This window comes from Streptococcus sp. SK140, from assembly GCF_000259525.1.
Classification (GTDB): Bacteria; Bacillota; Bacilli; order Lactobacillales; family Streptococcaceae; genus Streptococcus.
Genome location: NZ_AJML01000022.1, coordinates 57,565 through 81,740, shown reverse-complemented (window position 1 = coordinate 81,740; position 24,176 = coordinate 57,565). Strand labels below are relative to the sequence as shown.

Here is a 24,176-nt window from a genome sequence, read left to right as displayed (position 1 = left end):
TCAAGCTCCTAATCTGCTTGATAAACGATTTGTCCCTTACAGATAGTATATTTAACCTGCCCTTTTAATTGTTCACCAATGAATGGTGAATTAGCTGCTTTAGAAGCAAAATGTGTGTCAACGATTCGGTCAGCTTTATCATCAAAAATCGTAATATCAGCTGGACCATTTTCAGTTAGATAACCTGCTTCAAAATTATAAAGTTTGGCTGGATTGTAGGTCATTTTTTCTAGCAATTGCATTAAACTCAACTCGCCAGCTTCCACCAGATAGGTTAAACCTAGTGACAAAGAAGTTTCCAAACCTGTCATACCTGATGGAGCTTTGGTAATATCCTCAACATTTTTTTCGTCAGCATGGTGAGGCGCGTGGTCAGTAGCAATGACAGAAATGACTCCAGATTTTAAACCTTCAATGACGGCGCGACGGTCTGATTCCAAACGAAGAGGTGGATTCATCTTAGCGTTACTTCCTTTAGTCAAAAGCAGAGCTTCAGTCTTAGAAAAATGCTGGGGTGCTACTTCTGCAGTTACGTTTGCTCCCATATTTTGAGCAAACTCTACAACTTTAACACTTTCTTCCTTAGACAAATGCTGGATATGAACATGAGCCTTGGTTGCATAGGCAATCATGACATCACGAGCAATCATAGCGTACTCCGCAACTCCTGTTGCACCGCAAATATGAAAATGCTCTTTAGCGATATTTTCGTTAAAACCAAGCGTACCATTCAAGCCAGGATCTTCTTCGTGCAAGCTGATAAAGGTGTTGAGTTTTTTAGCTTTTTCCATGGCTTCCCTGACAACTTTACTACTTTCAAGAGGAATCCCGTCATCAGAAAAACCAACTGCCCCTGCTTCTAAAAGAGCTTTAAAGTCAGTTAGGTCTTGACCATTAAAGTTTTTGGTAATCGTTGCTACAGATTTAACGTTGATCTTTTCCTTTGCCGCAGATTGAAGAACTTCCTGCAAAGTCTCAACATCTGAGATAGTTGGATTAGTATTAGCCATCATTACGACAGTTGTAAATCCACCTGCAGCTGCTGCTAGTGCTCCGGTATGAATGTCTTCTTTATGCGTTTGACCTGGTTCACGGAAATGGACATGGATATCTACCAATCCAGGCGCAACCACAAGATCAGTAGCATCTATTACTTGAGCATCTTCTTCCTGAATTTCAGGAGCAATTTGAACAATTTTCCCTTCATCAACCAAAACATCACAAACTTGATCCAAACCAGACTTTGGATCCATCACACGGCCGTTTTTGATTACTAACATAACTTTACTCCTTTATTCGTAGAAATCCACTTGAGTGTCCAATAATTTATCACCATCATAGACAAACTTAGCTGAAAAGAAGGGCTTATCTTCTAAAAGCCACTCGACAAAGGTATGGTCCCCTTCCCAAGTCGGCTTACTCAGAACCTCATCGTAAGGAACCCATTCTAAGGTACCTTCATTACAGTCAATCAATTCTCCTTCAAATTCTGTTACCTTAAAGACGTAGGTGTACCAGTCCAAGTCAGGAGTAAACTCTGGAAAGGTGATCACTCCTTTTAATACTGGTTTTGCTTTTAGACCAGTTTCTTCTAAAATCTCACGAGCAGCACATTCTTGTGGAGTTTCGCCGCGTTCTATCTTTCCACCTACACCGATCCATTTTCCTTCATGGACATCATTAGGCTTTTTATTGCGATGAAGCATGAGCAATTCTTTTCCATTATCAATGTAGCAAATTGTCGCTAGCTGAGGCATATTCTCTCCTTATCTAAGCCAATCGATTGGCTCTTGTCCTGTTTCTTTTAAGAATGCATTGGCCTTAGAAAAAGGCTTAGAACCCCAAAATCCTCTGTAAACAGAAAGAGGACTTGGGTGGGCTGATTCGATAATCAAGTGCTGAGGATTTTTAACCAAGGACTTCTTCTTACGGGCGTAGGCTCCCCAAAGTACAAAAACTACTGGTCTATCTAGGTTATTGACGACCTTAATAATAGCATCTGTAAATGGTTCCCATATCTGACCAGCATGACCATTAGCCTGGCCAGCAGGGACAGTCAAGCAAGCATTGAGAAGCAAGACTCCCTGCTCAGCCCAAGAGGTCAAGTCATGAGACGGTTTTACCCCAATATCATCCGCAAGTTCTTTTAAAATATTTTGCAAAGAAGGAGGGGCTGGAATAGAATCTGGAACGGAAAAACTCAATCCCTGCGCCTGACCTGGCCCATGATAAGGATCCTGCCCCAGAATCACCACCTTAACCTCTTCTAGAGGAGTTGTTAAAAGAGCCTGAAAAACCTTTTCCTTAGGCGGATAAACAATCCCATGAGCATAAACCTGCTCCATAAAGTGATTGATTTTCCCAAAATAACCTTCAGGTAATTGCTCTTTAATCAAAGCATGCCAGGATGAGTGTTCCATTGCTTTCTCCTTCGTTTATACTGCCTCTATTATAGCAAAAAGTGGCTATCTAAACCACTTTTTACAGTATCTATAAACGTCTCGATAAATTTTATAAAGATTCAAGACTACAGCAAGTCCTCCAATTTGAAAGATAGCCTATTATTTCAAAAAAACTATCATTGTATTTTTCAAATTTTTTAGTTGCAGAACTTTTTAGATAGCCTGAAATACAATTTACAAAAGAGTAGTAATACTTAGAGTCACGAAATGAATTGTATTCTGCACTATGAAAACTTGGATCAAGAATTCGTGCTGATCGCACATCTTTCATGGTGGGTTTTGTGGTCATTTTAATATCAGACTGAGGTAGACAAGCAATTAGTTATTTAAGTTTTTATTTTTTACACTAATTTTTTCTAAAAACTTTTCTAGATTTTCAGCTCTTTGTTCTAAAAATTCACTATCAGCACCTAATTCTTGGGCTAGTTCTAAATCTTCTTTGTTAAGAATGATTTCTTTAATTTCAAGCAAGAATTCATCATCTAATTGCCCAACTTCCCATAAACAGTGTGCTAAGGCGAACAAGACATCATACATATCGTCATCATATAAATCCGATGTCAGGTCATTTTTGATTGTATTTGCATCTTCTCCTTGATTGTATCTCTCGAAGAATTCTTCTTTAATATCTAAGGAAGTGTCATTTCCAAAAATCGTTGCATCCCATGTTCCCATAATTTATAGACTCCAATCTACTTTTTAACAGTTTTAAATATTTTGTTAGGTTTTGCAAAGAATCTATACAAAAGAGCATTTGTTCAATACCCTGTGAAGTATTAGTAAGGATAAATTCTTTGCCAATTTCATAGAAAATCATTTGAGTTCGATTATTTAGATTTTCATTAAACTATTTATTCAATTTCTTTGTGACACGGGTCTTAAATTCATCAGTTAATTTTTGTCGATAATACAAAAATCTTACAAAAGCTTCGCCATAACAGCTTCACCAATCAGAAAGATAGCTAAGCATTTCAAAAACTATCATATAATCTTAAAAGTCTTTTCCTTGCATAATTTTCTATATCATCAGTAATAAACTAGATTACTAGAATTATACTTAATTAAATCTTTTAGATTAAACTTTTATTTTTAAAACTTTCTAAATAAACTATTTAACAATCAGATAATGGGCGTCTTTTATCTTATATTTTTCTAGATTGATAATGGTTTGTTTCTTATCAACAATATCATATTTAACCAGAGAATCATTAAATAAAAAATAATAGATATTGTCTTTAAATGTAAAATACGGTGCAATATATTGCTCTGTACTAAAGCCTTCTAGATGAATAATATCTTCTTCTAAATTGTCTAGATTGACAGTAGTAAAGGAAAATTCGCCATTATACAATCCCTCATTCTCTATAATCAATTGGTTATTTTTAGCATCATAGTGAATATTTGTTGGATACTTATCAGGAATATCGATATAATTCTTGTTTTGACTCTTTAAATCAAAAACCAATAATTTATTTCCTGACTTATATTCTCCATCAGAATTTCTCCCACTAAGTGCTTCCACAATATACAAGACATCACCTACATTAACCATTCTCATATATGCTGATGTTTCGTTTAGATTATATGTTTCGACGATGTTGAATTCTTTATCCATTTTCCAAATTTCAGCATTAGGAACTTGAGTTGATAAATCCAATGTGGTTACAAGTAAGTATAAATAATTATCTACAATAACAAACTGTTGACTGGCATTTAGTTGACCATCATTTTTCATGGTAACATTAGTGACAACTTCTAAATTGTTATCATATTTATAAAATTCAATTCTATCTGTAAAGACAGCAGTTGCATATAAATAATCTCCATCTGTTATGGAGGCATAAGCATCATTTCCTTCTGCTACTTTAAATGTTTCAGTTAAATTTTCCTTATTAATTCTACCTAAAAATCTTTTTAGAGCAGGGGTATCTTTTGTTTTTGCAGTTGAATAGGATCCTGCTTCCGAAAAACTTTCAGCCCAATAGATATATTTTTCTTTTCTAGCTATATTACCCTTGAACTCATTTAAATCATAATCATCAAAGACAGCTATTTTATCGCTATCCCAGATAGCCATTTTATAATCATCTACCGAATTTACCTGATTTGACTGACAGGCACTTAGACAAATAAGGCAACAACAAGCACTTATTAACATCAACATGAAGTTCATAGCTCTTTTATTTCTTTTCAATATCATACTGATTTGCTCCTATATCGTTTGTTTCAACCAATTTAAGACGTTCAAACAGATGAATAGCATAAGTCCAATCTTAGGTACCTACATCTACTCCAGTCACACATTAATCCCTGTTGAAACTAACTGAGAAGAGTAAAATTTGTTACTAGTATCACTATTGAAAATTCTTGGTTATATAAGGTTTTCCAATTTATCTAGCAGCTTAATAGGCAAATGATAGACTAGCTTTGATGCCCCTTTTTTAACATCTATTTGATAAACAGCACTATCGCTTCAATGACCATTGAGAGCTCAACGGTACATGACAATCACAATATTCTTGTCATTATATCCTTGCATGATTTATTATATCAAAAAATAAAGCGTTTTCAAAATATTACCAAAATTTCTTGAACTCCATGTTTTCCAGAATCTTTTATATTTTGTGATTTTTAAAGGATTCCCAAGCAATCAAGCAGAGCCTGATAAGAGTCGACTTCATAAGTTGTCTGGACTTGGGTTTTATTTTCCAGATGTTGAGGATTGTACCAGACAGTATCAATTCCTGCATTTTGTCCACCCTGAATATCAGCTGATAAGGAATCACCAATCATAAGGGCATGATTTTTATCAAAGTTAGGGATACGAGCTCCAATTTTCTCATAAAATGCAGCATCTGGTTTTTGGGTATGGAGTTGCTCAGAAATGAAAATCTCCTTGAAAAATGGTGCGATACCAGATTGCTCTAAACGTCTTGTTTGAATAAGGGTAATTCCATTTGTCGCAGCATAGAGCTCATAGCCTTGTTTTATCAAATTTTTTAATAAATCTTCCACACCTAGGTAAGTCTGCCCCTGTTTTGAAAGGAAAAACTGGTAGCGCTCTGCTAAGTAGGACCCATCTTTTTCAATACCAAAATGAGCAAACAATTTTTCAAAACGAGTGTTAATTAACTCAGCCTTTGTAATTTTTTTCTGTTCCAAATCCTTCCAAAGGGCTTTGTTCATGGGCACATAATAATCTTTGTAAGTTTGGATATCCTCTACTCCTTCTTCTTCTAAGAGTTGCGTCAGAGCTATATCCTCAGCAGCATCAAAATCGAGTAAGGTATGGTCGAGGTCGAATAATAGAAATTTGTATTTCAATTTTAAAAACTTCCTTTCTTGGGGGGACAAAGAGTGGGACTAAATGATTCAAAAAAATTTAAAAAATTTTACCTCTACTTATTGAATAACTTAGCCCAATTCTGCTTGGAATTTAAAATTCTGGAGACATAAACCTCATATTTGTCGATATAATAAAAAGCTAAGTAATTTTCAATTGGCATATATCGATAACGTTTTCCGTCATCTGTTAATTCACCATAACCTCGACTTGACACCAAAGGACATGCTTCTGGAAAGGTTTCTAAAGTTTCTAGTGCCGTTAGAATAAGGTCTAGTTTACTATCGGCAGATTGCTGGCTGTAAAAATTCAGTACAATATAATCATGTATTTCTCTCAAGTCTTTCTTAGTTTGATCCGTAAGAGAAACATGGTAACGTTTATGATTAGTCAAGTCCAAATTCCTTTCTTACATCTGCCAAAGACGTTAGTTTACCTTGCTCAACTTCTTGATGACCCATCAAAATTTCCTTTTTCAAGTCTTCAAAAGCAACCTGATATTGAGTCTCTTGTAAATCACTAAATACGAACTCTTTAGGATCAACCGCACCTGTCGCAATTTTACGAAGTGCAGCATTAAAGATATCTGACAGGGTTAACTTTTCATCAGCTATGATTTCTTTCGTTTGTTGGTAAAAAGTCGAATCTGCTCTAAAATTAACTGGTTGAGTACTTGCCATGATTAATACCTCTTTGTAAAGATGATTTGTAAATACATTTTATCATCTTTAGATTTGAAATTCAACGAAAAGCTCCTTTAACAGAAAAGGAGCTATCTTGTATTTTATTGGTGTACAGCTTGTGCTGCTGTGATTAGTGTAAGTTTGAAGACGTCATCTGAGTTACATCCACGAGAAAGGTCATTAACTGGTTTGTTCAAACCTTGCAATACTGGACCAACTGCTGCAAAGCCACCGAGACGTTCTGCCATCTTGTAGCCAATATTTCCTGCTTCGATACCTGGGAAGATAAAGACGTTTGCTTGTCCAGCAACCTTGCTTCCTGGTGCCTTGAGAGCAGCTGTTTCTGGAACGAAGGCAGCATCAAATTGCAATTCACCATCGATTTCAAGGTCAGGACGAAGATCATGAGCAATCTTAGTTGCTTCAACAACTTTATCTACGCTTTCACCAAAACCTGAGCCTTTAGTTGAATAGCTTAGCATAGCGATTTTTGGTTCGATACCGAACATCTTAGCTGTGATAGCAGAGTTAATCGCAATTTCTGCCAAGGCTTCTGCGTCAGGATTGATATTGATGGCACAGTCACCAAAGAGGTAACGCTCAGTACCACGAACCATAAGGAAGGCACCTGAAGTACGGCTAACATTCGGACGAGTCTTGATAATTTGAAGGGCTGGGCGAACAGTTGCCGCAGTAGAGTGAATAGCTCCTGAAACCATTCCATCTACCAAGCCCATGTAAACCAACATAACACCAAAATAGTTCACGTCTTTAACCAAGATTTCACGAGCTTCTTCTTCAGTCATTTTTCCTTTACGACGTTCTACAAGTGATGCTACCATGTCTTCGAATTGAGGGTAGTGGACTGGGTCGATGACTTCATAACCATCCATGATTCCTTCGATTTCAAGATAAATTTTAATTTTGTCAGGGTTTCCTAGTAAGACGGGAATAACTTCTGTTTCTTTTACGATGCGTTTTGTAGCTTGAAGAATACGTGGTTCTTCACCTTCTGGCAAGACAATACGTGCATTTTTACCAACTAGGTTGGCTTTTAAACTTTCAAAAACTTCCATGAGTTTTGACTCCTTTTAAGATAAATTATTATTTGATAACTGAGTTATAAGAGTGTTGAAATCATCCGGCAGTGGACTTTCCATCTCCAACTGCTCTTCAAGAAAAGGATGATAAAACGATAAGTAATGGCAATGCAGAGCTTGGCGCTCTATGCCATGTTCAAGACTACCACCATAGAGGTCATCGCCAAGCAAAGGGAAACCGATATGGGAGAAATGAACACGAATCTGGTGTGTCCTTCCCGTATGTAGTCGAATATCAACTAGATGAATATTGCCATAAGACTCAACAATACGATAGGAAGTATGGGCATACTTACCACCTTTTGCCACTCGTCTAGTGATGATTGAATCTTCATCACGGGCAATCGGGGCAATAATTTCACCTTGAGGTTCCAGAACCCCATCTCCTTTAACGAGTGCAAAATAGCGCTTTTCAATGGCTTTCTTTTGCAACTGCTTGTCTAGTCTAGCATGAGCATAACCATGTTTAGCAAAAAGCATGAGACCCGAAGTATCGCGATCTAGTCTGGTTACAATGTGAACCTGCTGATTTTCATAGTTCTGTTTCACATAGTAGCCCTTGATAAAGTTGGCAATGGTATTGGAATGATTGACACTAGGAATCGAGGCCACACCAAAGGGTTTGTTTAGAATTAAGAAATGATCATCTTCAAACAGAATATCCAGTGGATAATCAATTGCTTCCAGTGTCTCAAAACCTTCCTCAGGAGGAATGTCGATGACAACCACATCCCCTATATCTAAGAGATAGGTTGCATTTTGTGGATGACCGTTTACGCGAATATCTCCGCCTCGAAACTTGATTTTGGCAAGCAATCCTTTAGAAACTTCATGCTTTTTCAAAAATGTCTTTACCTTGACGTGTTCGTCAGCAATAAATTCAAACCTCATTCATCCACCTCACCAATAAAGGCATCTTTGACACGATTCCAAAAACTAGTATGGCTTGGTGTTGCTACAAAATGAATCTTATGATGGTCTATCTGGTATTCTATTCTTTCAATATTACGGTAAGAATAAATGCTATTGTCAACAGAAATCGTATGGTAGTCATTACGAGTTGGTATCAATTCTATCTTATCCTTCTTAGGCACAATGATAGAAGAACCTAAGGTTCTGTAGACACGATTGTTAAGACTCGCAATTTCTGTCAATTGTAGGGCCTCAATAGTAGGATGTAAAACAGCTCCACCAAGAGATTTGTTATAGGCTGTACTCCCGGTTGGCGTCGATACCGTCAGGCCATCTCCTCTAAAACGTTCAAATGGCACTTGGTTAATGATAATATCGGCAACCATAGTCCTATCAGCTCTCCGAATGCTAGCCTCATTCAAAGCTCGGAAAATTTTCACTTCTCCATTTTCCAAAAATATCTTTACATTTAAAAGCGGGTAAGACACACGAGCCCCAGTATCCAACTGTAAATTAGTAAGCAATTGATCTAGTTCAAAATCACGGTAATCCGTATAGAAGCCTAAATGACCTGTGTGAACACCAACGAAGCGAACCTTATCCAGCTGGTCTTCATACTTGTGAAAAGCAGACAAAAGCATCCCATCCCCACCTATGGAAATCACGATATCGGGATGTTTATCATTTAATATAAAGTTATTCTTTTTTAGTCGATCTCTTAATTCATATAAGACTCTTTGACTTTGAGGTTTGCGATTAGCGATTAGATCAATTCGTTTACCTGTATTCTTCATCGGTATCGTCACTATTACCTACCCCGTCATTTAACTTTCTATGCAATGGATCAAAGAGTGCCTGTGCTTCCTGGATATCATCACGAATTTTACTCATTTCTTCATCCAATTGGTGAGAGATTCTTGCTGTGATTTCCAAGCGTTTCTTAATTTCTTCTGGAAAATCCCCTTGATATTTATAATTGAGAGAATGCTCGATGGTAGCCCAGAAATTCATAGCCAAAGTACGAATCTGAATCTCCACCAGAATCGTTCTTGCCCCATTGATCGTATCAACTGTATACTCAATAATCAAATGGTAAGAACGATAGCCTGAAGCCTTTCGATGAGTAATGTAGTCACGTTCTTGTACCACTCTCATGTCTTGCCTCTTACGAAGGATGGCAACAACCTCGCTCACGTCATCTACAAATTGAACCATGACGCGTAAACCTGCAATATCTTGCAAGTCCTGTTCCAACGTATCGTATCCAATCCCTCGACGAGCCATTTTTTCTTTTATACTTTCGATCGGTTTGACTCGACCAGTTACAAACTCAATTGGAGAATGTTTATTTTGTTTGCGGTATTGTTTTCGAATACCTCGGAGTTTTATCTTCAGCTCTCCGACAGCCTGAATGTAAGGATCTAAAAATTCTTCCCATTCTGTAATCATATATCTTTTTCATCCAATTCTCTATACACTTCGATTTATCTAGTTTTTGATTTTCTAGGAAAAATCTTATACAATAAATACAATGCTTATTATACCATACAATCGCTTTCAAAGATAAGGAAAAAGTAAAAAAAATGAAACATTTAGAAATTGAAATGAAAACACTTCTAAACAAGGATGAATATCAAAGATTGCAGGATCACTTTTCAGGAGTCACACCTATTACACAAAAAAATTACTACCTAGACACGCCAGATTTTTACCTTCGCAAACATAAAATCGCTATGCGCATTCGTACTTTTGAAAATAGCGCTGAATTGACCATAAAAATCCCACAAAAAGTTGGAAATATGGAGTACAATCAAGATCTAAGCCTCGAGGAAGCAAACCATTGTCTTAAAGAATGTAAACTTCCGCAAGGAATGATTCTTGACGAATTGACTAGCCGTGGACTTTCAACCAGTGGTTGGGTAGTTTTAGGTTGCCTAACTACTGTTCGCTACGAAAAGCAAACTCCTATCGGACTCATGGCACTTGATCAAAGCCAATACTTTGATATTGTTGACTATGAGCTTGAATTAGAAGTGGAAGATGGCAACCAAGGTAGTCTTGATTTCCAAGAATTTTTACAAGCCAATGAAATCCATTACAAAAAAGCTCCTTCAAAATTGGTTCGTTTTATAGAAAATATGAAAAAATACTGAAATAATCTTCTTTTTTTGATAAAATAAAAGGGATGAAAAATAATAGAATCTGTTGTAGAGAGCATTTATCACTAAAAGTGTTTCACTACAGCGATTCACTTAGTTTAAAGAGGACGGTTTATCGATGTCAGATACAAAAAACATGAAACTTTTCGCACTATCTTCCAACCAGGAAATTGCTCAAAGAATCGCAGATGCTGCAGGTGTTCCACTTGGAAAAGTATCTTCACGCCAATTTTCAGATGGTGAAATCCAAGTTAACATCGAAGAAAGTGTTCGTGGATATGATGTTTATATCATCCAATCAACTAGTTATCCAGTAAATAACCACTTGATGGAACTCTTGATTATGGTTGATGCTTGTGTTCGCGCTAGTGCTAATACCATTAACGTTGTACTTCCATACTTCGGCTACGCTCGCCAAGATCGTATCGCTTCTTCACGCGAACCACTTACTGCAAAACTGGTTGCAAATATGTTGGTGAAAGCTGGAGTTAGTCGTGTATTGACTCTTGACCTCCATGCCGTTCAGGTTCAAGGATTCTTTGACATTCCTGTAGATAACCTCTATACAATTCCACTTTTTGCAAAACATTACTGCGATAAAGGTTTGACTGGTTCAGATGTGGTTGTTGTTAGTCCTAAAAACTCTGGTGTAAAACGTGCTCGTAGTCTTGCAGAATACCTAGATGCTCCGATTGCTATCATTGATTATGCACAAGATGATTCTGAACGTAGCCAAGGTTACATTATTGGGGAGGTTGAAGGTAAGAAAGCAATCTTAATCGATGACATTCTGAATACTGGCCGTACCTTCTCTGAAGCTGCTAAAATCTTAGAACGTGACGGCGCAACTGAAATCTATGCAGTTTCAAGTCATGGACTATTCGTTAACGGTGCTGCAGAGTTATTAGATGCAACAAATATCAAGGAGATCTTGGTTACAGATTCTGTTGTGACAGAAAGTAGAAAACCTAAAAACGTACAATACATCACTGCTAGTGAATTGATTGGTGATGCTATGGTTCGTATTCATGAAAGAAAACCAGTTAGTCCACTATTTAAATAGAAATTAGGTGAGTTTTTGATTTATTTGGATAATGCTGCAACGACTCCGATGTCTTCAGTAGCTATCTCAGCAATGACTCAAGTCATGCAAGAAACTTATGGCAACCCTTCTAGTATTCATGGCCATGGGCGCCAAGCAGGTAAACTATTACGAGAAGCTCGTCAAGAACTTGCAAGTTTACTAGGAACAAAGCCACAACATATATTTTTTACCACTGGTGGTACTGAAAGCAATAATACTGCTATCATCGGCTACTGCCTTCGCCATCAAAATCGTGGAAAGCACATTATCACTACTGCGATTGAGCACCATGCTGTTCTAGAACCCATCAAATACTTGGTTGAAAATTTCGGTTTTGAAGTGACTATTTTACATCCTGAACATCAAGAAATCACTGCAGACCAAGTCAAAAATGCACTGCGTGAAGATACCATTCTTGTTTCTACTATGTTTGCAAACAATGAAACTGGTACACTTTTACCTATTGCTAAAATTGGTGAAGTTCTAAAAAATCATCCAGCCGTCTATCATGTCGATGCGGTTCAGGCAGTTGGTAAATTTGAGATTCTTCCCGAAAAATTGGGAATTGATTTTCTTAGCGCTTCTGCACACAAATTTTATGGTCCAAAAGGAGTTGGTTTTCTCTATGCTGCATCTACAGATTTTGACTCCTACCTTCATGGTGGCGATCAAGAGCAGAAAAAAAGAGCAGGAACAGAAAATCTTCCTGCCATTGTGGGAATGGTAGCAGCTCTAAAGGATGATCTTGAAAACCAAGAACAAAACTTTAAAAAGGTTCAAAAACTAAAAGAAACATTCTTAAAGGAAATGGCTGACACAGACTATTATCTCAATCAAGGGAAAGACCAGCTACCTTATGTCCTTAATATTGGATTCCCAGGTCAACGTAATGATCTACTACTCCTTCGTCTAGATCTTGAAGGTATTTCTATTTCAACTGGCTCTGCTTGTACTGCAGGTGTCGTTCAGGTTAGTCATGTTCTTCAGGCTTTCTACGGTGAAGACTCTCCTCGCTTACACGAATCCGTTCGCGTCAGCATTTCACCTCAAAATACAGAGCAAGAAATAATCACTCTCGCACAAACTCTAAAAGAAATCATTGGAGGTTAACTCAATGGCATTCGAAAAAACCATTAGTCTTAAAAATTGCCGTTATGATTACACACTTAGCCCAACCGTCAAAAAGTTCACTCTAAAAGATAACACTTTTTTTGAAACTAAGGTTGGTAACTATGAACTAACACGTCTTCTTGAAAAAGTTCCAAATAGTGGGGAAGGTTTCCAACTTGAGATTATCATCAACAAAGACTTAACAGGTGCAAAAATCAACATCACTGATAAATTTGGTCTACGTTTAGTCGATATCTTTAAGTCAGAAGAAACTCATATCCACCAAGAGAAATTTTACTTCTTGATGGATAGTCTTGTTGAACGTGATGTCTTTACTAAAAGCGAAAGATAGAAGGCAATTATGTTTCGATTAACTTACAAAGACACCTATCAAGTCGATCGCGTTTTAGAATACGAAGATTATGAAGCACTCATGCTATCACTTTCAGGTTGTGTGACTCTTCCAGATACTACTGTCATTACTTCTCTGACCTATAATGAAAAAGAAATCTATCAGGGGCTTCTGGGAAATCTCTATCGTTTTCTATCTCACTATGATTTTACGAAGATAAGCTAAGATTTTTCTTAGTTTTTTCTTGTTTTTGTTGATTTTTTCACAATCTTTCTATAAAATAGTATTTAGAAAGGTTGTGATTTTGTGAAAGAAAAACAGTCTGCTATTCCAAAAGCAACAGCAAAGAGACTTTCTCTTTATTATCGTATCTTTAAAAGATTTCATGCAGAAAAAATTGAAAGAGCCAACTCAAAACAAATTGCCGAGGCCATTGGTATTGACTCTGCTACTGTTAGACGAGATTTTTCCTACTTTGGTGAACTTGGTCGCCGTGGATTTGGCTACGATGTCAAAAAACTAATGACGTTTTTTGCTGATCTTCTAAATGATAATTCTATTACAAATGTTATGTTGGTGGGTATTGGTAATATGGGGCACGCTCTCCTTCACTACCGTTTCCACGAACGAAACAAAATGAAAATCATTATGGCTTTTGATTTGGATGATCATCCTGAAGTTGGGACAAAAACTCCTGATGGAATCCCAATTTATGGAATTTCCCAAATCAAGGATAAAATAAAGAATGCAGATGTTAAAACTGCAATCTTAACAGTTCCGAGTGTCAAATCACAAGAAGTAGCTAATCTCCTTGTCGAAGCAGGTATTAAAGGAATTTTAAGCTTTTCACCCGTTCATCTCCAACTACCAAAAGATGTGGTAGCTCAGTATGTAGATTTAACTAGTGAATTGCAAACTCTCCTCTATTTCATGAGAAAAGAGGATTAGAAAGCGAAAGCATTTATGAAAAAACCAGTTATTGGGATTACAGGAAACGAAAAAGCTCATCCTGATGATGAGCTTATGATGAGCTATGCTGCGAAAGGCTTTGTTGAAGGAGTCAAGGAAGCTGGGGGAATTCCCATTATCCTACCAATTGGTGATCAAGAAATGGCTAGTTACTACATTGGCTTGATTGATAAACTCATTTTAACTGGTGGACAAAATGTCGATCCAAAGTTCTATGGTGAGCCTAAAAAGATCGATAGCGATGACTACCACCTTCAGAGAGATATTTTTGAGCTAGCTCTTATAAAAGAAGCCATTAAACAGAAGAAACCCATTTTTTCTGTTTGTCGAGGCACCCAGCTCTTTAATGTGGCTATGGGAGGATCTCTTTATCAAGATATTGAAGACCATTGGCAGGATACTTCAGCCGAGTATACAACTCAACGTTTAGTCACCGAGCCTGATACTATTCTTCGAGATATCTATGGAGAAATCTCCCATATCAACTCTTTCCACCATCAGAGTATTAAGGACCTAGCTCCAAATCTAAAGGTTGTAGCTCATGATCCTAAAGATGGAATTATCGAGGCTGTTACAACAACGGATGGTTTCCCTTTCCTCGGTGTTCAATGGCATCCAGAATTTCTCTTTGAAAATCGCCCCAAAGATAAAACACTTTTCGACTATGTCGTCAATGAACTCTAAAGCTACTAATAGGTTATTAAATCGTGAATGAACTTAAAACACCTTCTACTCATGATATTTTGAGAGATTTAGAAGCTAATATTTTCACTTTTCTTAAGAGCAAGGAAATAGAAGTTTATTTTCAACTTTCTAATCTATACAGACTTTTAACAGCCGAAAGCTATCAAGCATTTTCTAAGGATAAAGAGAATCTTGATAAACTATCTCAAAAAGAAAAACAAAAGCAACTCAAAGAGTGGTCTAAAAAGGCAAAACCATTTTGTAAAAAAACAGATGCTAAATTAAAAGGTAAATTTCGCTCATCGGTCGGTTTTTACAGGGATATCCTCATCCATAAAAAAAGGTATTATAAAATAAAAGATTTTAATGCTATTGTTGATTTTATCGTGCAAGAAAAATTGCTAGTCCCTACATTAGCTCCACTTCCTGTCATAGATATGACTCAAGTAGAATCCTATGCTTTACAAGAGATTGATCAGGGTCCCCTAAAATTTAAAAAATAAACCTATATCAAGTCCGTCTTCTCACGGTAACTAAAATAATCGGAATGTGAAACAATGAGATGGTCCAATAAGACCAAACCCATTAATTCGCAGGCTTCTTTAACAAGTTTCGTAACATGGTCATCATTTCTACTAGGCATAACAGCACCAGATGGATGATTATGAACAAGAATCACGGATGTAGCCATATGCTTTAAGGCATAGTGAAGAATTTCTCTTGGTTCCGCAATACTTCTAGTAGCAGATCCAATAAAAATGGTTTGCTGATGAATAATTTGATTTTGTGTATTCAGATAGAGCGCCACTAGGTGCTCTTGTTTTTTATCTCCCAATTCTTGTTGCATCTTTTTAGCCAGTCTTTGACTACTAAGAATGCTCTCTGCCTCAATGGTTTCATGTTTGTGAATACGACTTCCAAGCTCAATCATTGCTTGCAGTTCAATAGCCTTCACTCTACCGATACCTGATAAACTCTGCAGTTCTTGCAAGGTCATTTTTTTTAACTCAGTTAAACTGTTCAATTGAGACAATACTTTCTGTGCAATTTCAAAAACGGTAGATTGACGAGTTCCTGTTCGTAATAAAATGGCTAGTAATTCCTGATTGCTCAAACTCTCTACTCCTTCTGTCACCAAGCGTTCCCTTGGCAAGAGCGAATCTTCTTGAAATGAAATACTGTACATAAAAATCCTCCTCACTTTATTATTCGTGAGAAGGATGATTAATTCAATAAAAACTAGTTATTTTTAGATTTTTTCAAGCGCTAGTCGCAAATCTTCAATCAAATCATCGACATTTTCAAGACCGATTGAGAGACGGATTTGATTTTTAGTTACTCCTGCTGCTTCTAGATCAGAGTCTGACAACTGAGCATGTGTTGTAGTCGCGGGATGAACGACCAATGATTTAGCATCTGCTACATTGGCTAAGTTCGAAAAGATTTCCAAGTTGTCAATCACTTTACGTGCTTCTGCTTCTCCACCTTTAACGTGGAAGGTAAAGATTGAACCAACACCTTTTGGTAAGTATTTTTCAGCCAAGGCATGGTAAGGACTATCTGGAAGTTTTGGATAGTTGACCTTTTCAACCTTTGGATGGTTCACAAGGAAATCAACGATTTTCTCAGCATTTTGAACATGGCGTTCTACACGGAGAGAAAGTGTTTCAAGCCCTTGCAAGAGCAAGAATGAGTTAAATGGTGAAAGGGCAGCTCCCATATCGCGAAGCAATTGAACACGAGCAGCAACGATAAAAGCTGCAGCACCAACATCACGAGTATAGCTGATATTGTGGTAACTTGGATCTTCTTCGACTAATTGAGGGAATTTCCCTGAAGCAGCCCAGTCAAACTTCCCACTATCAACGATAACACCACCGATAGTTGTACCATGACCACCGATAAACTTAGTTGCTGAGTGAACCGCAATGTCTACACCATGAGAAAAGACATTGATGAGATAAGGTGTTGCAAAGGTATTGTCTGCAACCAAAGGAATCTGATGTTTGTGAGCAATTTCAGCAATCTTTTCAATATCAGGAATGTTGATAACTGGATTACCTAATGTTTCAATCAAGACAAGTTTGGTATTATCTTTAATCGCTGCTTCTACTTCTTCTAGATTATCGATATCAACAAAAGTTGTGGTGATTCCGTAACGAGGAAGGGTTTCTTTCAAAAGGTTAAAGGTCCCACCGTAGATAGTTGAAGCTGCAACCACGTGGTCTCCTGCATGAGCAAGTCCAAGGATAGTATAAGTAAGAGCCGCCATCCCAGAAGCTGTAGCAAGTGCACCTACTCCGCCTTCTAGTGCTGCAATACGCTCTTCAAAGGCTGAAGTTGTTGGGTTAGTGATACGAGTATAGATATTACCAGCCTTCTGAAGTGCAAACAGTTCTGCACCTTCTTGTGTATCTTCAAATACAAAGGAAGTTGTTTGGTAAATTGGTACAGCACGAGATTTGGTAGTAGCATCTACCACTTGTCCTGCATGCAATTGCAGAGTTTCAAATTTAAATTCACGAGTCATCATCAGACCTCCAAAGATTTCATTAGGTTTATTGTATCACCTATTTCACTAGGTTACAAATACAACTTTGTTATATATTGGCATAAGCAATAGCTATGCCTGATAGATAAAAATAGCAATCTTTTATTAGAATTGTAGAACTTTTTTCAGATAGTTTAGAATGTTTGTTTTCACTTCTCCCATACTGTATAATGAATATGAAGGAGAAGACTATGACAGAAATTACTCATGAAATTGATTCAAACTTTGCAGGGCGTTTAAATATCTTGCGTGCTGGTGTACTAGGAGCTAATGATGGGATTATTTCCATCGCAGGTGTTGTTATCGGGGTTGCCAGTGCGACAAGTAATATCTGGATTATTTTCCTCTCAGGATTAGCCGCAATTCTTGCTGGTGCCTTTTCTATGGCTGGTGGCGAGTATGTATCTGTATCCACTCAAAAAGACACTGAAGAAGCCGCTGTAGCTCGTGAACAATTACTTTTGGATAAGGATATCGAGGCCGCAAAGAAATCTCTTTATGCTGCTTATCTTCAAAATGGCGAGTGTGAAACTTCAGCTCAACTTTTAGTCAATAAAGCTTTTCTTAAAAATCCACTTAAAGCCTTAGTTGAGGAAAAATACGGAATCGAGTATGAAGAGTTTACCAATCCTTGGCATGCTGCTACATCTAGCTTCATCGCTTTTGTTCTTGGTAGTTTACCACCAATGCTTTCCATTACCATCTTTCCAAATGACTATCGAATCCCTGCTACTGTTTTTATCGTTGCCATTTCTCTATTGATTACAGGTTACACCAGTGCCAAACTTGGGAAAGCTCCAACCAAAACAGCCATGATCCGTAACCTTTGTATCGGTTTGTTGACTATGGGAGTTACCTATCTATTCGGACAGTTGTTTAGTATTTAAAAAAGATACCGAACGGTATCTTTTTTTGCTATCAAAATATAGACAGTTAATTTAAATTACCAAAACCAACCTTCGTCATCATTGATAGGTTGGACTTCTTTAATCTTGCGTGGGCCTGTTCCATACATTTCAGCTTCGATATCTTCTTTTGTTGGTAGGATCGAAGCCAGGATAATGTAGATAATAATCCCGAGTCCAAAATTTGCGATTGTAAAAATTGCAAAAAGGAAACGAACTAGGGTTACATCAAGATTCCACTTATCAGATAGGCCTGCAAGAACACCTGATATCATGCGATTTCTTCTCATTTTATAAAATTTTGTATTCATAATTTATTCCTCTTTCGGATTTCTTAATCTTAGTATAGCACTAAGCTAGATTTGCTACATCAGTCCTTAGGCCGATTTAACAAGAGGAGCTTTCCACGACAGAGACCACAACGATAACGCTTGGTATCGATTTTTCGCTTTCTTTGATAGATTTGCTGACAAGACTGACAAGTATAGACTAAGCTTGGCTTTTGACTGGCACTTGATAAGGGAGGAACAAAGCGGAGACCGTCGACCTCTTTTAGAAGTTGCTTAAAGGCTAAATCCTTATGCTGATAGCCCTTGCCTTCAAAGTAAAGATGGTAATGACAGAGCTCATGCCGAACAATTTTACGAAAAACCTCTAAACCAAGTTCTTGATATACTTTGGGATTGAAATCCAAATGACCATCCTTAGGGAAAAATCGCCCACCTGTCGACCGTAGACGAGTATTCCATTGAGCTTGGTGTTTGAAAGGTTTTCCAAAATCTTCTATAGAAACCTGTTTAACGTAATCAGTTAGATTCATTAGGTGCAAGAAGCGACAGATTCACTTTTTCGCGGTCAGCATCGATTTTTTTAACCCAAACGGTTACCAAATCGCCGACCGATACTACTTGACTTGGATGTTTGATAAATTTCTTACTCATGTGAGAGATGTGAATGAGACCGTCCTCATGGATACCGATATCAACAAAGGCACCGAAGTCAACGACGTTGCGCACAACTCCTTCAAGCTTTTGCCCAACTTGTAAGTCTTTGATGTCCAAAACATCCTGGCGAAGAACTGGAGCGTCAAAAGAATCACGGAAATCACGACCTGGTTTGAGAAGGTCTGCGATAATATCTTTAAGAGTTTCCTGTCCTAGATCTAACTCTTGGGCCATTTCCTTGATTGAAATAGATTTGAGTTTGGCTTGCGCTTCTTCATTTAGGTCTTTAATGTCCAAACGTTTGAAGAGTTCCTTAACAGCAACATAGTTTTCCGGGTGAACACCTGTGTTGTCAAGGATATTGCTACTTTCAGGGATACGAAGGAAACCTGCAGACTGCTCAAAAGCCTTAGCACCTAAACGAGGAACTTTCTTGATTTGGGCGCGTGAAGTGATCTTACCTTCTTCTTCACGATACTTGACGATGTTTTCTGAAATAGTTTTGTTAAGCCCTGCGACATGAGAAAGCAAGGCTGGACTAGCTGTATTGATATTGACACCGACTTGGTTAACCACTGTATCAACAACAAAGTCGAGACTTTCAGACAATTTCTTCTGACTGACATCATGCTGATATTGACCGACACCGATGGATTTTGGATCGATTTTAACCAATTCAGCAAGCGGGTCTTGCAAACGACGAGCGATTGAGATTGCCGAACGTTTTTCAACAGTTAACTCTGGAAACTCCTGACGGGCAAGTTCACTAGCAGAGTAGACAGATGCACCGCTCTCATTAACAATGACATAGCTAATTTCTGGAAAATCTTTAAGTACTTCAGCTACAAAAGCTTCACTTTCACGACTGGCAGTCCCATTTCCGATAGCGATGATTTCAACACCATATTGGCCAATCAAATCTGCTAAATCTTTCTTTGCTTCTTCAATCTGACGAGCTGAAGCTGGTTTTACTGGGTAAATGACTTGTGTCGTCAACATTTTACCAGTCGCATCAACGACCGCCAGCTTGGCACCTGTACGAAAGGCAGGGTCAAATCCAAGAACCACGCGCCCTTTTAGCGGTGCTACCAGAAGAAGATTACGGAGGTTTTCTGAGAAGAGTTGAATAGCTCCTTCTTCTGCCTTTTCTGTCAATTCAGTACGAATACGGCGCTCGATAGCTGGTAAGACTTTTTTCTTAACAGACTGCTGAACAACTTCGTCAATATAAGCATTCTTAACCTTAAAACGAGCAGCAAAGAAGGCTTGAATACGATCAGTCGCATGCTCAAAACCAATTTTCAAGACGCCTAACTTCTCACCACGATTAAGGGCAAGAGTACGATATCCCTGCATGTTAGCAACCGTCTCTGAGAAATCATAATAAATCTGAAAGACTTGCTTTTCATCCAAACTTTCGTCCTTGACTTGTGAAGTAATCTTAGAATGTCTAAGGACCTCTTGATAAGTCATCGAACGCAAATTGACATCCTCAGAGAGAGCTTCAACCAAAATATCAACTGCACCTGCTAAAGCATCTTGTGGAGTCTCGAATCCTTCACAGACAAATGCTTCTGCTTCTTTTTCTAGGTCAGAAACATTTTGTAAGATTAAGCGAGCAAGAGGGAAAAGCCCTGCCTCACGCGCAATTGTCGCCTTGGTGCGGCGTTTTTCTTTATAAGGAAGATAAAGTTCTTCAACATCTGCTAGTTTTTCAGCAGCTAAGATGGCTTCTTCTAACTCTTTGGTCAACTTACCTTGCTCTTTGATTTTTGACAAAACAGCTTCCTTACGGTCATTGAGGTTGGTAAGACTTTTATCAAGGTCGATAATAGCTTTGATAGCCACCTCATCCAAACTACCAGTCATGTCTTTCCGATAACGAGCGATAAAAGGAATAGTCGCTCCCTCTGCTGTCAAAGACAAGACCGTATCAATTTGCTTTAAGCTTACACCCAAATCTTGGGAAATTTTTTCATATTTTTTATTCATGAAACTATTATACCATAAGGAAGAAAGCTTGTTTTCATTAATGTCACAGTTAGCTTGGTATTTGTTGAAGATAAAAATTCATTTGTCTTGTCAATTTAAAATTAAACCTTTTGGCTGAAATAATAGTATAATAGAGAAAACAATAAGAATCGAGGTATGCCCAATGGCTGTTAAATTTACAAAAACTGATGACTTAGATAAGATGTTCGAAGAGTTCGCTAAACTACCTGATTTGAAGCAAATGACATTTCCAGATGATAAAGAAAAGAAAGATAAGGCTGAAAAGAAAAAATAGATGACACTCTTTCAAAGTCTACCTTCTAGTGTGTTACAAGCTGGCGCTATTTTTCTATCAATCATCATTGAAGCCCTACCCTTTGTCTTGAGTGGTAGTATTATCTCAGGTGCTATTGAAGTCTATGTGACTCCTGAAAAAGTATATAGATTTCTCCCTAAAAATCGTTTGGGGAGGATCTTTTTTGGTACATTTATAGGGTTTCTCTTTCCCTCTTGTGAGTGTGGAATTGTTCCGATCATCAACCGTTTCTTGGAGAAGAAGGTTCCAAGCTATACAGCTGTTCCCTTTCTAGTAACCGCTCCTATCATCAATCCTATCGTACTCTTTGCGACCTATTCGGCCTTTGGTAATTCTATTCAAATGGTTTTCCTAAGAATTTTGGGCGCAATTCTAGTTGCTACTATATTGGGAATCTTGCTTGGTTTTGTCTGGGAGGGATCGATTCAAAAGGAAAATAGGCTAGCTTGTCATAAACATGATTTTTCTCACTTGAGTAAAAGTCAAAAAATCCTTCAGGTCTTTATCCAAGCTATTGATGAATTCTTTGATATGGGACGTTACTTGGTTTTTGGCTGTATTTTTGCTAGCATAGTCCAAGTCTATGCACCAACTCGAATCTTGACATCTATCAGCGCTACCCCACTGCTTGCTATTATTCTATTGATGGTCTTATCCTTCATTCTATCACTTTGTAGTGAAGCGGATGCCTTTATTGGCTCTTCGTTGCTCTCTAGTTTCGGATTTGCGCCAGTCCTTGCCTTTCTGGTTATTGGACCAATGCTTGATGTCAAAAACCTACTCATGATGAAGAATTATCTTAAAACTCGCTTTATTTGGCAGTTCATGACGATTGTAACTCTTGTTGTTCTTGTCTATTCTTATCTAGTCGGGGTGATGCTATGATACGATTTCTTATTTTGATGAGTTATTTTGTCTTAACCTTTTATTTGCACCTATCAGGTAAGCTCAATCAATATCTAAACCTCCACTACTCTTATCTGGCTTATATCACAATGGTGTTGTCTTTCTTGCTAGCCATTGTTCAAGCCTATATTTGCTTCAAGCGTTTGAAAGAACACAGCCACTTACATAGTTTTTCAGCCAAGCTTGCTAGTTTTGTCCTCCTAAGTTTACCTTTGTTAGTTGGATTTGCCTTTCCAACTGTTGCACTAGACTCACAAACTGTATCTGCAAAAGGCTATTATTTCCCTCTGTCAGAAGGAACGGACAAGGCAATCCAAGCAAGCGAAGGTACGAGCAGTCAATATCTTAAGCCGGATACCAGTAGGTTTTATTCACACACAGCTTATGTAGACACTGTCCGTAAGAGTGCTGATAAGTATTTAGCTCAATCTAGTATTGTTATCAAGGATGAAAATTACTTGGAAGTCATGGAAGCTATCTATGATTATCCAAATGAATTTGAAGGCAAGGAAATCGAGTTTATTGGCTTTGTCTACAACGATCCAAATCATGCCAATAGTCAGTTCGTTTTTCGTTTCGGTATCATGCACTGCATCGCTGATTCGGGAGTTTTCGGCCTCTTGACCACAGGAAATACCAATCAGTATGACAATAACACCTGGGTGAGAGTAAAAGGGAAGATTAGAAACCAATATCACAAGGAACTCAATCAAGTCCTCCCAACTCTTGAGATTCAATCCTTTGTAAAAGTCGATAAACCAGAGAATCCTTATGTTTACAAAGAATTTTAAAAAGTAGCCTGAGTGGGCTACTTTTTGTTATCATCTCACAATATCTTTATACATATCTGGTCTTCTATCTCTATACAGACCCCAGTTCAGACGCTCTTTTGCACCTTTGTCAAGGTCATAAGTTGCTAACAGAACAGCGTCTCCTTGTCGTTCGGCTTGAGTTAGAATAGCTCCTGTTTCGTCGGTCATAAAGGATGAACCGTAGAAATTAAGGCTAGAACTTTGCCCTCCATTTTCCTCGCAAGGAGTGACTTCTTCCAAACCATAACGATTGGCTGCGATAACTGGAACGATATTAGCTGCAGCATGCCCTTGCATGGTACGTTGCCAATGTCCACAACTATCTGTATCCAAAATTGGCTCCGAACCAATGGCTGTTGGGTAAAAGAGTAATTCTGCACCATTTATGGCAAGGCAACGGGCTGTTTCAGGGAACCACTGATCCCAACAAATCCCAATACCAATTTTCGCATAGCGAGTATCCCAAACTTTGAAGCCTGTGTTTCCAGGAGTAAAGAAGAACTTTTCTTGATAATAGTGGTCATCTGGTATGTGTGTTTTTCGATAAACGCCTAATACTTCCCCATCAGCATCAATGACAGCAATAGAATTGTATAAGACATTACCATCTTTTTCATAGAAACTGATCGGTAAAACGACCTTTAGTTCCTTGGCAATTACTTTAAAATGCTGGATAGCCGTATTTTCTGACACCGACTGGGCATACTGGTAGTAGTCATACTGACGTTCCTGACAGAAATAGGGACGTTCAAACAACTCGGGCAAGAGAATAATTTGTGCGCCTTGTTCTGCAGCCCGACGTACTAAACGCTCTGCTGTTTGGATATTGGTTTCCACATCCTTAGCGCATTGCATCTGAATGGCTGCAACCGTTACATTTCTCATCTTTTTC

30 protein-coding genes are annotated in these 24,176 nt (G+C 37.9%); 12 read left to right on the top strand and 18 right to left on the bottom strand.

The genetic code is table 11. The features are described from left to right. Nucleotides 1-8: 8 nt before the first annotated feature. The 12 genes from HMPREF1116_RS06270 to HMPREF1116_RS06220 all read right to left on the bottom strand — a co-directional run bounded on the left by HMPREF1116_RS06270 (nt 9) and on the right by HMPREF1116_RS06220 (nt 9,949). Nucleotides 9-1,280, bottom strand: coding sequence for a dihydroorotase (locus HMPREF1116_RS06270; RefSeq protein ID WP_000960225.1), 1,272 nt, complete (start codon nt 1,278-1,280; stop codon nt 9-11). A 12-nt stretch (nt 1,281-1,292) separates the two neighbouring features. Continuing rightward, nucleotides 1,293-1,757 carry an NUDIX hydrolase gene (locus tag HMPREF1116_RS06265; RefSeq protein WP_001135761.1) on the bottom strand — a complete coding sequence of 155 codons (465 nt, stop codon included), beginning with the start codon at nt 1,755-1,757 and terminating at the stop codon, nt 1,293-1,295. A gap of 9 nt (nt 1,758-1,766) precedes the next feature. Then, entirely contained in the window at nt 1,767-2,420 is a 654-nt protein-coding gene (locus HMPREF1116_RS06260) for a uracil-DNA glycosylase (protein ID WP_000401334.1), read from the bottom strand. 360 nt (nt 2,421-2,780) lie between these two features. Beyond that, nucleotides 2,781-3,137, bottom strand: a complete 357-nt coding sequence (locus HMPREF1116_RS11695; RefSeq protein WP_007555120.1) for a hypothetical protein — start codon at nt 3,135-3,137, stop codon at nt 2,781-2,783. A gap of 433 nt (nt 3,138-3,570) precedes the next feature. After that, complete coding sequence (locus HMPREF1116_RS06250; protein ID WP_025171267.1) at nt 3,571-4,539, bottom strand: hypothetical protein; 969 nt, start codon at nt 4,537-4,539, stop codon at nt 3,571-3,573. A 554-nt stretch (nt 4,540-5,093) separates the two neighbouring features. After that, on the bottom strand, nt 5,094-5,786 hold the full coding sequence (locus HMPREF1116_RS06245) for a YjjG family noncanonical pyrimidine nucleotidase (protein ID WP_000875421.1): 693 nt from the start codon (nt 5,784-5,786) through the stop codon (nt 5,094-5,096). Nucleotides 5,787-5,860: 74 nt separating this feature from the next. After that, nucleotides 5,861-6,199, bottom strand: coding sequence for a type II toxin-antitoxin system RelE/ParE family toxin (locus HMPREF1116_RS0102170; RefSeq protein ID WP_025171266.1), 339 nt, complete (start codon nt 6,197-6,199; stop codon nt 5,861-5,863). Next, a complete protein-coding gene (gene relB / locus HMPREF1116_RS06240; protein WP_000168947.1) occupies nt 6,192-6,485 on the bottom strand; it encodes a type II toxin-antitoxin system RelB/ParD family antitoxin in 294 nt (97 codons plus the stop codon). The genes HMPREF1116_RS0102170 and relB overlap by 8 nt, the downstream gene beginning before the upstream one ends. A gap of 104 nt (nt 6,486-6,589) precedes the next feature. Then, entirely contained in the window at nt 6,590-7,564 is a 975-nt protein-coding gene (pta, locus tag HMPREF1116_RS06235; RefSeq protein WP_000451567.1) for a phosphate acetyltransferase, read from the bottom strand. Nucleotides 7,565-7,579: 15 nt separating this feature from the next. After that, entirely contained in the window at nt 7,580-8,479 is a 900-nt protein-coding gene (locus HMPREF1116_RS06230) for an RluA family pseudouridine synthase (RefSeq protein ID WP_001210018.1), read from the bottom strand. Next, nucleotides 8,476-9,294, bottom strand: a complete 819-nt coding sequence (locus tag HMPREF1116_RS06225; protein WP_025171265.1) for an NAD kinase — start codon at nt 9,292-9,294, stop codon at nt 8,476-8,478. Before HMPREF1116_RS06225 ends, HMPREF1116_RS06230 begins: the two co-directional genes overlap by 4 nt. Beyond that, complete coding sequence (locus HMPREF1116_RS06220) at nt 9,278-9,949, bottom strand: GTP pyrophosphokinase (RefSeq protein WP_000627444.1); 672 nt, start codon at nt 9,947-9,949, stop codon at nt 9,278-9,280. Before HMPREF1116_RS06220 ends, HMPREF1116_RS06225 begins: the two co-directional genes overlap by 17 nt. Nucleotides 9,950-10,083: 134 nt before the next feature. On the opposite strand from HMPREF1116_RS06220, the gene HMPREF1116_RS06215 reads away from it, so the two are divergent. The 8 genes from HMPREF1116_RS06215 to HMPREF1116_RS0102165 all read left to right on the top strand — a co-directional run bounded on the left by HMPREF1116_RS06215 (nt 10,084) and on the right by HMPREF1116_RS0102165 (nt 15,361). Beyond that, the gene (locus HMPREF1116_RS06215; protein ID WP_000681314.1) at nt 10,084-10,653 is read left to right on the top strand and encodes a CYTH domain-containing protein; all 570 of its coding nucleotides are present in this window, start codon (nt 10,084-10,086) and stop codon (nt 10,651-10,653) included. A gap of 124 nt (nt 10,654-10,777) precedes the next feature. Beyond that, on the top strand, nt 10,778-11,722 hold the full coding sequence (locus HMPREF1116_RS06210; RefSeq protein WP_001285421.1) for a ribose-phosphate diphosphokinase: 945 nt from the start codon (nt 10,778-10,780) through the stop codon (nt 11,720-11,722). A 15-nt stretch (nt 11,723-11,737) separates the two neighbouring features. Then, nucleotides 11,738-12,853 carry a cysteine desulfurase family protein gene (locus HMPREF1116_RS06205; protein WP_000639691.1) on the top strand — a complete coding sequence of 372 codons (1,116 nt, stop codon included), beginning with the start codon at nt 11,738-11,740 and terminating at the stop codon, nt 12,851-12,853. A gap of 4 nt (nt 12,854-12,857) precedes the next feature. Continuing rightward, a complete protein-coding gene (locus HMPREF1116_RS06200; protein ID WP_000863541.1) occupies nt 12,858-13,205 on the top strand; it encodes a DUF1831 domain-containing protein in 348 nt (115 codons plus the stop codon). Between the two features lie 9 nt (nt 13,206-13,214). Next, a complete protein-coding gene (locus HMPREF1116_RS06195) occupies nt 13,215-13,430 on the top strand; it encodes a DUF4649 family protein (RefSeq protein WP_000489417.1) in 216 nt (71 codons plus the stop codon). Nucleotides 13,431-13,511: 81 nt separating this feature from the next. Next, entirely contained in the window at nt 13,512-14,153 is a 642-nt protein-coding gene (locus tag HMPREF1116_RS06190; RefSeq protein ID WP_000660647.1) for a redox-sensing transcriptional repressor Rex, read from the top strand. A 15-nt stretch (nt 14,154-14,168) separates the two neighbouring features. Further along, nucleotides 14,169-14,858 (top strand): gamma-glutamyl-gamma-aminobutyrate hydrolase family protein, encoded by a 690-nt coding sequence (locus HMPREF1116_RS06185; protein ID WP_000743329.1) that lies wholly within the window; start codon nt 14,169-14,171, stop codon nt 14,856-14,858. Nucleotides 14,859-14,881: 23 nt separating this feature from the next. Then, a complete protein-coding gene (locus HMPREF1116_RS0102165; RefSeq protein ID WP_001004203.1) occupies nt 14,882-15,361 on the top strand; it encodes a hypothetical protein in 480 nt (159 codons plus the stop codon). A gap of 2 nt (nt 15,362-15,363) precedes the next feature. Here the strand turns inward: HMPREF1116_RS0102165 and radC are convergent, their stop codons facing one another. Both radC and HMPREF1116_RS06175 read right to left on the bottom strand, forming a co-directional pair. Further along, the gene (gene radC, locus HMPREF1116_RS06180; protein ID WP_000286951.1) at nt 15,364-16,044 is read right to left on the bottom strand and encodes a RadC family protein; all 681 of its coding nucleotides are present in this window, start codon (nt 16,042-16,044) and stop codon (nt 15,364-15,366) included. A 63-nt stretch (nt 16,045-16,107) separates the two neighbouring features. Then, entirely contained in the window at nt 16,108-17,388 is a 1,281-nt protein-coding gene (locus tag HMPREF1116_RS06175; protein WP_025171264.1) for an O-acetylhomoserine aminocarboxypropyltransferase/cysteine synthase family protein, read from the bottom strand. A gap of 212 nt (nt 17,389-17,600) precedes the next feature. Here HMPREF1116_RS06175 and HMPREF1116_RS06170 point away from each other — a divergent pair, with 212 nt between their 5' ends. Continuing rightward, a complete protein-coding gene (locus HMPREF1116_RS06170) occupies nt 17,601-18,296 on the top strand; it encodes a VIT1/CCC1 transporter family protein (protein WP_000136264.1) in 696 nt (231 codons plus the stop codon). Between the two features lie 56 nt (nt 18,297-18,352). Here HMPREF1116_RS06170 and HMPREF1116_RS06165 read toward each other — a convergent pair whose 3' ends face one another. The 3 genes from HMPREF1116_RS06165 to HMPREF1116_RS06155 are packed head-to-tail and all read right to left on the bottom strand — an operon-like array spanning nt 18,353 to nt 21,250. Beyond that, nucleotides 18,353-18,625 (bottom strand): PspC domain-containing protein, encoded by a 273-nt coding sequence (locus tag HMPREF1116_RS06165; protein ID WP_001092788.1) that lies wholly within the window; start codon nt 18,623-18,625, stop codon nt 18,353-18,355. 59 nt (nt 18,626-18,684) lie between these two features. After that, nucleotides 18,685-19,134, bottom strand: a complete 450-nt coding sequence (locus HMPREF1116_RS06160; protein WP_001054505.1) for a SprT family protein — start codon at nt 19,132-19,134, stop codon at nt 18,685-18,687. After that, nucleotides 19,121-21,250 carry a Tex family protein gene (locus tag HMPREF1116_RS06155; RefSeq protein WP_001037008.1) on the bottom strand — a complete coding sequence of 710 codons (2,130 nt, stop codon included), beginning with the start codon at nt 21,248-21,250 and terminating at the stop codon, nt 19,121-19,123. The genes HMPREF1116_RS06160 and HMPREF1116_RS06155 overlap by 14 nt, the downstream gene beginning before the upstream one ends. Nucleotides 21,251-21,413: 163 nt before the next feature. Here HMPREF1116_RS06155 and HMPREF1116_RS12440 point away from each other — a divergent pair, with 163 nt between their 5' ends. Genes HMPREF1116_RS12440 through HMPREF1116_RS06140 form a run of 3 tightly spaced genes read left to right on the top strand, consistent with a single transcriptional unit; the run spans nt 21,414 to nt 23,263 of the window. Then, entirely contained in the window at nt 21,414-21,545 is a 132-nt protein-coding gene (locus tag HMPREF1116_RS12440) for an SPJ_0845 family protein (RefSeq protein WP_000268694.1), read from the top strand. Continuing rightward, nucleotides 21,546-22,451: a permease gene (locus tag HMPREF1116_RS06145; protein WP_000171954.1), complete on the top strand. Its 906-nt coding sequence runs from the start codon at nt 21,546-21,548 to the stop codon at nt 22,449-22,451. After that, entirely contained in the window at nt 22,448-23,263 is an 816-nt protein-coding gene (locus HMPREF1116_RS06140; RefSeq protein ID WP_000617820.1) for a TIGR03943 family putative permease subunit, read from the top strand. The genes HMPREF1116_RS06145 and HMPREF1116_RS06140 overlap by 4 nt, the downstream gene beginning before the upstream one ends. Nucleotides 23,264-23,293: 30 nt before the next feature. On the opposite strand, the gene aguB is transcribed toward HMPREF1116_RS06140, so the two are convergent. After that, a complete protein-coding gene (aguB, locus tag HMPREF1116_RS06135; RefSeq protein ID WP_001246771.1) occupies nt 23,294-24,169 on the bottom strand; it encodes an N-carbamoylputrescine amidase in 876 nt (291 codons plus the stop codon). Nucleotides 24,170-24,176 lie beyond the last annotated feature (7 nt).

What these genes read in the sequence shown, in the direction of transcription:
- HMPREF1116_RS06270 (WP_000960225.1), bottom strand. Translation starts at nt 1,280, where the DNA reads ATGTTAGTAATCAAAAACGGCCGTGTGATGGATCCAAAGTCTGGTTTG.
- HMPREF1116_RS06265 (WP_001135761.1), bottom strand. Translation starts at nt 1,757, where the DNA reads ATGCCTCAGCTAGCGACAATTTGCTACATTGATAATGGAAAAGAATTG.
- HMPREF1116_RS06260 (WP_000401334.1), bottom strand. Translation starts at nt 2,420, where the DNA reads ATGGAACACTCATCCTGGCATGCTTTGATTAAAGAGCAATTACCTGAA.
- HMPREF1116_RS11695 (WP_007555120.1), bottom strand. Translation starts at nt 3,137, where the DNA reads ATGGGAACATGGGATGCAACGATTTTTGGAAATGACACTTCCTTAGAT.
- HMPREF1116_RS06250 (WP_025171267.1), bottom strand. Translation starts at nt 4,539, where the DNA reads ATGGCTATCTGGGATAGCGATAAAATAGCTGTCTTTGATGATTATGAT.
- relB (WP_000168947.1), bottom strand. Translation starts at nt 6,485, where the DNA reads ATGGCAAGTACTCAACCAGTTAATTTTAGAGCAGATTCGACTTTTTAC.
- pta (WP_000451567.1), bottom strand. Translation starts at nt 7,564, where the DNA reads ATGGAAGTTTTTGAAAGTTTAAAAGCCAACCTAGTTGGTAAAAATGCA.
- HMPREF1116_RS06230 (WP_001210018.1), bottom strand. Translation starts at nt 8,479, where the DNA reads ATGAGGTTTGAATTTATTGCTGACGAACACGTCAAGGTAAAGACATTT.
- HMPREF1116_RS06225 (WP_025171265.1), bottom strand. Translation starts at nt 9,294, where the DNA reads ATGAAGAATACAGGTAAACGAATTGATCTAATCGCTAATCGCAAACCT.
- HMPREF1116_RS06220 (WP_000627444.1), bottom strand. Translation starts at nt 9,949, where the DNA reads ATGATTACAGAATGGGAAGAATTTTTAGATCCTTACATTCAGGCTGTC.
- HMPREF1116_RS06215 (WP_000681314.1), top strand. Translation starts at nt 10,084, where the DNA reads ATGAAACATTTAGAAATTGAAATGAAAACACTTCTAAACAAGGATGAA.
- HMPREF1116_RS06210 (WP_001285421.1), top strand. Translation starts at nt 10,778, where the DNA reads ATGTCAGATACAAAAAACATGAAACTTTTCGCACTATCTTCCAACCAG.
- HMPREF1116_RS06200 (WP_000863541.1), top strand. Translation starts at nt 12,858, where the DNA reads ATGGCATTCGAAAAAACCATTAGTCTTAAAAATTGCCGTTATGATTAC.
- HMPREF1116_RS06195 (WP_000489417.1), top strand. Translation starts at nt 13,215, where the DNA reads ATGTTTCGATTAACTTACAAAGACACCTATCAAGTCGATCGCGTTTTA.
- HMPREF1116_RS06185 (WP_000743329.1), top strand. Translation starts at nt 14,169, where the DNA reads ATGAAAAAACCAGTTATTGGGATTACAGGAAACGAAAAAGCTCATCCT.
- radC (WP_000286951.1), bottom strand. Translation starts at nt 16,044, where the DNA reads ATGTACAGTATTTCATTTCAAGAAGATTCGCTCTTGCCAAGGGAACGC.
- HMPREF1116_RS06175 (WP_025171264.1), bottom strand. Translation starts at nt 17,388, where the DNA reads ATGACTCGTGAATTTAAATTTGAAACTCTGCAATTGCATGCAGGACAA.
- HMPREF1116_RS06170 (WP_000136264.1), top strand. Translation starts at nt 17,601, where the DNA reads ATGACAGAAATTACTCATGAAATTGATTCAAACTTTGCAGGGCGTTTA.
- HMPREF1116_RS06165 (WP_001092788.1), bottom strand. Translation starts at nt 18,625, where the DNA reads ATGAATACAAAATTTTATAAAATGAGAAGAAATCGCATGATATCAGGT.
- HMPREF1116_RS06160 (WP_001054505.1), bottom strand. Translation starts at nt 19,134, where the DNA reads ATGAATCTAACTGATTACGTTAAACAGGTTTCTATAGAAGATTTTGGA.
- HMPREF1116_RS06155 (WP_001037008.1), bottom strand. Translation starts at nt 21,250, where the DNA reads ATGAATAAAAAATATGAAAAAATTTCCCAAGATTTGGGTGTAAGCTTA.
- HMPREF1116_RS12440 (WP_000268694.1), top strand. Translation starts at nt 21,414, where the DNA reads ATGGCTGTTAAATTTACAAAAACTGATGACTTAGATAAGATGTTCGAA.
- HMPREF1116_RS06145 (WP_000171954.1), top strand. Translation starts at nt 21,546, where the DNA reads ATGACACTCTTTCAAAGTCTACCTTCTAGTGTGTTACAAGCTGGCGCT.
- HMPREF1116_RS06140 (WP_000617820.1), top strand. Translation starts at nt 22,448, where the DNA reads ATGATACGATTTCTTATTTTGATGAGTTATTTTGTCTTAACCTTTTAT.
- aguB (WP_001246771.1), bottom strand. Translation starts at nt 24,169, where the DNA reads ATGAGAAATGTAACGGTTGCAGCCATTCAGATGCAATGCGCTAAGGAT.